The sequence below is a fragment of the Nonomuraea sp. bgisy101 genome, assembly GCF_057708945.1.
Genome location: NZ_JBYITD010000089.1, coordinates 1 through 5,183, shown reverse-complemented (window position 1 = coordinate 5,183; position 5,183 = coordinate 1). Strand labels below are relative to the sequence as shown.

Here is a 5,183-nt window from a genome sequence, read left to right as displayed (position 1 = left end):
TTTCGGGACAACCCCTTAAACGTACTCCCGCATCCGATTCCTGTCGAACCGGACCCACCAGCAGACATGACGACAACCGGTGTGGATGTACTGGAGAAGAGGTTCCCCGGACAGCCGACGATGATCGCCGACTGGGTGGGACTGGTGAACTCTATGTACGACTCCGCCAACCGTCAAATCAACGCACCGCCGAACCCGCAACACATCCCGGCTTGCCGTACCAAACGGACATTGGTGGGTATGAACCACAGGTGAGAGATCGCTCGGCTCCACGGGCGCTGATTGTGCTGTTGACGACCGCGTGCGCTGTCATCGCGCTGTTCGGACTGCGGGAAGTCGCCTCGATCGCCGGCCCGGTGGTTCTTGCCCTGGTGCTCGTGATCGCGGTCTCACCCGTGCGCGGCTGGCTGGACAGGCGGGGCTCACCGACCTGGGTTCAGGTCGCGGTGCCGTTCCTGATCGTCGTGATGGTCCTGCTCGGGATGGTCGCGGTGCTGACGGTGTCCGTCACGCAGCTGGCCGCGATCCTGCCCACCTACGCCACGCAGTTCCAGGAGCTGCTGGCCGAGGCGCAGCGGTTCGCCATCTCTCACGGCATCAGCAACGAACAGCTCAACAAGGCCATCCAGTCGTACGATCCCGCCCGCGTGCTGGGCATCGTGCAGACGCTGCTGAGCAGCCTGCTGAGCGTGCTGTCCAGTCTGTTCCTGATGGCGGTGCTGCTGCTGGCGATGTCGCTGGACGCACCGGCCACCGCGAAGATCCTCGCGGCGAGCAGAACCCACAGGCCCGCCCTCGCCACCGCGCTGACCACGTTCGCCAGCAGAACCCGGCGCTACCTGGTGGTCTCCACCGTGTTCGGACTCATCTGCTCAGCGCTCGACGTGGGCGCGCTGGCCCTGCTCGGCGTCCCGTTGCCGCTGTTGTGGGGCGTGCTGGCACTCATCACCACCTACATCCCGAACATCGGCTTCGTCCTCGGCCTGCTGCCTCCCGCGCTCCTTGCCCTCCTGGACGGCGGTCCGCGGCAGATGATCCTCGTCATCGTCGCCTACAGCGTGATCAACGTGGTCTTCCAGTCGTTCATCCTGCCGAAGTACCTGGGGGACGCGGTCGGGCTGTCGACCACGATGACGTTGCTGTCGCTGATCGTGTGGACGTTCGTGCTGGGACCGCTCGGCGCGCTGCTCGCGATCCCGCTCAGCCTGCTGACGCGCGCGCTGCTGATAGACAGCGACCCGTCCGCCGGGTGGGCGGCGACCCTCATCTCCGGCGGCTCGGCCTCCCCGTCCGCGCCGTCCCCCGACCCATCCGATACGGCAGGCACCCGATAGCCCACCGTGGTCACCGGCGGGCCTCCGTCCATCACGCGTGCTCCAGCAGGACTCCGGCCGCCCGCCGTCACGTCGCCCCGCCCCTCCCTCCTTCCGGACTTTCTTGACCCCTTCGCTCAGGGAACGCGCCTCGCCGTTCACCCCTGCGACGGTGCCGCAGACCGGGAGAGGCCGGCTCGACAGCGGTGGCGACGATGCTCCGAAGCGCGAGAGGCCGACTTATGGCGGTCGCAACGATGCTCCAACCCGGGAGGCCGGCCCGACGGCGGCACGGCGACGGAAAGTGTCGGCCCCAAGTCGTAGCGTTGGTTGTGTGTACGTCGAACGGAGTCCGGGGTCGCCGCTCGCCGAGCGCATCGCCTGCCTCTGGGAGCAGGACAGCGCCGAGGAAGGCGTCCAGCTCGTGGTGCCCGACGCGTGCGTCGACCTGATCTGGGGGCCTGACGGTCCGCACGTGGCGGGGCCCGACACCGGTCCGATGCCGGTGCGGCTGCTCGCCGGCGACGTCTACAGGGGCATCAGGTTCAGGCCTGGCGCGCTGGGCGGCGTGCTCGGCGTTCCGGCCGAGGAGTTGAGGGACAGCCGGATCCCGTTCGAGGAACTGGGGCTTCCCGCGGATCTCACGTTGGAGGAGCTGACCGTGCGGCTGCGTGCCACGGCCGCGCCCGACCCTGCCGCGCCCGCCATCGCGCGGGCGCTGCGGAAGGGCTCCTCGGTGCGGCAGGTGGCCTGGGACCTCGGGCTGAGCGAGCGCCACCTGCACCGGCGGGCGGTGGCGGCGTTCGGCTACTCGCCGAAGGTGCTGCAGCGGATCGTGCGGTTCCAGCGCGCGTTGCGGATGGCCCGGTCGGGGGTGCCGCTGGCGCGGGTGGCGGTCGAGAGCGGCTACAGCGACCAGGCGCACCTTTCGCACGACGTCAAGCGACTGAGCGGCGTCCCCATGGGTCACCTCCTCGCGCCTGTGCCACGCCTCACCGAAGACGCCTGACGCGGCCACGCCGTCGACTCACCGTGGTGAGTCCGGCTCGCGAACTCGCGGCGGGGGCTCCTCCGCTCACGATCACACGTGGCCTTTCGGTCGCAGCGGGCGTCGCGATTGAGACGCCGCGGCCCTCGTCGGCCCACTGCGAATGGGGCTGATCGTCCCTCGGGTAGGTCCGCCCGGACTGATCTGTCTTCTGGGCAGACGGTCCCCGGACGGATTGGGCCCTTGGCGAGCGGTCCTTCACAGGTCGGCCCTCAGACAGGTGCGCAGCCCGGACGGGTCTGTCGTCGACAGATCGGTCAACCCGCGAGCCGGTCCTTTCCGGGGTCGGCCCTCAAGCAGATGCGGCTTCCGCGCCGGTGCGTTCGCCTGGCCGGTGCAGTCCCAGGCCGGTGCGTTCCCCTGGCCGGCGCAGCCCCCGAGCCGGTGCAGCCCCTGGCCGGTAGCCCCCGAGCCGGTGCGGCCCCTGATGGGGCAGGTCCTCGACGCGCGGCGACCCCCGGGCGGATCGCGTCCCTCCCGGATCGCGTCCCTCCCGGATCAGTCCTTCGCGGATCAGTCCTCGGGGCCGGTCAGTCCTAGGATCTGGATTGGCCCCAGGGGTGGGTCGGCTCAGGGGTGGGGCGGCCGTAGGCGCGGAGGGTGTTGAGGCGGGCCAGTGTGAGGTAGCCACCCCACTCGTGCCGGACCACGGGCGTCCACATGAGGAAGTTCGGCTCCCAGCCGCCCTCGGTCGTCCGGGTCTCCGGCAGGGCGTCGAGGTGCCGCGCGATCGTCTCGTCCGTGAAGAGCGAGAGCCGCCGCAGGGGTGCAGGTGCGAAATCGAGGGGGAAGTGCGCCTCGCCGGTGGCGTGCGGGTCCATCGACACCACGGCCAGAATCGACTCCTTCAGCCTGGCGAACTCCGCCAGCGCCCTGTCCGCGTCGTCCACCAGGTCGAGAAAGGTGATCACCGCGCGAGCCTGGTACGGCGACGTCTCCTTGATCTCTGCGATCGCGTTCCAGCAGAACGATGTGGCAGGTCCGAGCCATGGATGTTCGACGCCGTGCTTGTGCAGGAGACCGGTGATGGAGGCGGTCGGGATGAGGTTGCCGGGCAGGTCGTCGTCGGTCTCCCACCACGGCGCATGGGGCGCCTCGTTCACGCTGGGCAGCACGAACGGCACGCCGCCGTCCTTCGTCGTCACCGAGACGAGGTAGTCGCAGGCGGCGGCCACCATCGGGTCATCGAAGGCGTCGAGTTCGTCGAGGATCCAGAACGCCACCTCCACGGGTTCCGGCTGGCTGGTCGTGCCACGAAGGTCGGGTTCCAGCGCGTGCGCGAAGCCGCCGTCCGGGTTCTGGTAGGCGCGCAGGGCCTGCAGGACGCGTTCCTTCGAGCCGCCCTTGAAGAGCGCCTCGTACCTGAGCCTGTCGAGCAGCCTGGCGTTGAGCTGGATGTAGCGCTCCGCGTTGTCTTCCATGCGGTCGACCCTACGATCGCGGCGTCGGCGGGGATTGTAGGAATCAGCCACGTGTCGGGAGGCGGCGGGGATGGCAGGAACCGACTCGCCAGAAGTGAGAGGGGATCCCAGGCGTCGGTCACCCTTCGATGCCGAGGGGAGCCCAGGTATTGGTCGCCCTGCAGCACCGAGGGGAGTCGATCGCCCTGTAGTACCGAGAGGCGCCCAGGCATCGGTCGCCCCGCAGTACCGAAGAGAGTCCGGGTATCGATCGCCCAACGGCGAACGAGATTCCAGGAACCGGCCACGTTCCGGGGAGGGGCGAAGCCTTGCACGTCGGGCGGGTGCGGGCGGGTGCATCCGGCGTGCCGCAAGCGGGAGCGCTGACCGTGCGGGGACTCCCCTGTGAGCCGCAGAGTGTCGAGGTTGGTCACCCGCGAGGGCCGGTGGCGGGCCCGGATAGCGAGGCGGATGCGCGATGCCGCCGCCAGAACGGGTGACGCGGGAGGGTTGCCGCGAGAACGGAGACGCGGGGGCTTGGGGACGAACGGGTGACGCGGAGGCTTGGGGACGAACGGCTGGCGCGGGGGCTTGGGACGGCGGTGCCGCGTTGCGAGAATCGCCGACATGGAGCAGCGGCGATGGGACAATGACGATCGGTTCACCGGTGTCAGCGACGGTTCGGCGATGCGGCCCGCGGTGGAGGACCTGGCGGCGGTGATGGCGCGGGACGGGTGGGTGACCGAGGACCCCGACGCGCACCTTCTCCCCCACCTGCGGGCCGCCCCCGGCTGGCAGGTGGTGGCCGAGCGGCTGACCGAGGACGGCGTCTACGAGGTGGCGGCTCGTCCTGACGAGTCGCTTGAGGGCATCGACGTGCACAGGGCGGCCATCAGGCTGCTGTCGGTGATCGCCGAGCCGTCGTTCTTCGTACGGCAGAGCGGACCCGGCACCTTCGAGTGCGTGACGGGGGTGATGCCGGGTGATCCTCCCGGCTACGCCACGCATGGGCATCTCGTGCGGCTTCTCATCTCCGAGTGGCCGGGCCGCTGACCGGCTGCGTCGCCGAACAGCCGGGCCTCTGAAGAGGCGCGGCGCTGAAAAGGGCGAGGCGCCGAACTGCCGAGCCACTGAACAGGCCCGCTTCAACCGTCGACCGGCATCCCCGCGCTGTTGAGCGTCGAGAAACCGGGCTCTGGCGCTGATCTTGTTGCGGTGCCGGTCAGGTTCGTGTCGCTCCCGCACCGAGCTGTCCGGGTTGGCGATGCTGGCTCGCGTGCATAAATCAGGAGTTTGAGTTACTTCTGCCGCACCTTGCATCAGCCCGGGTGGAGTCCGTGCAGGTCGAGGAAGGTGCGGTCGTGTTCACCGTCGGCTCGGCGATACCCGCGGCCACGTGCCCGGGCTGCGGCACCACATCGG

5 protein-coding genes are annotated in these 5,183 nt (G+C 69.4%); 4 read left to right on the top strand and 1 reads right to left on the bottom strand.

The features are described 5' to 3' along the window. The 3 genes from AC3EO4_RS55370 to AC3EO4_RS55360 form a co-directional block, all read left to right on the top strand. The coding region (locus AC3EO4_RS55370) for a hypothetical protein (RefSeq protein WP_431904880.1) at positions 1-255 on the top strand (255 nt) is incomplete at its 5' end. Further along, a complete protein-coding gene (locus AC3EO4_RS55365) occupies positions 252-1,334 on the top strand; it encodes an AI-2E family transporter (protein ID WP_431904878.1) in 1,083 nt (360 codons plus the stop codon). The genes AC3EO4_RS55370 and AC3EO4_RS55365, both read left to right, overlap by 4 nt. A gap of 313 nt (positions 1,335-1,647) precedes the next feature. Beyond that, positions 1,648-2,322 (top strand): helix-turn-helix domain-containing protein, encoded by a 675-nt coding sequence (locus AC3EO4_RS55360; protein ID WP_431904876.1) that lies wholly within the window; start codon positions 1,648-1,650, stop codon positions 2,320-2,322. Positions 2,323-2,897: 575 nt separating this feature from the next. On the opposite strand, the gene AC3EO4_RS55355 is transcribed toward AC3EO4_RS55360, so the two are convergent. Beyond that, complete coding sequence (locus tag AC3EO4_RS55355; protein ID WP_431904873.1) at positions 2,898-3,782, bottom strand: prenyltransferase/squalene oxidase repeat-containing protein; 885 nt, start codon at positions 3,780-3,782, stop codon at positions 2,898-2,900. A 606-nt stretch (positions 3,783-4,388) separates the two neighbouring features. Here AC3EO4_RS55355 and AC3EO4_RS55350 point away from each other — a divergent pair. Next, on the top strand, positions 4,389-4,814 hold the full coding sequence (locus tag AC3EO4_RS55350) for a hypothetical protein (protein WP_379582893.1): 426 nt from the start codon (positions 4,389-4,391) through the stop codon (positions 4,812-4,814). Positions 4,815-5,183 lie beyond the last annotated feature (369 nt).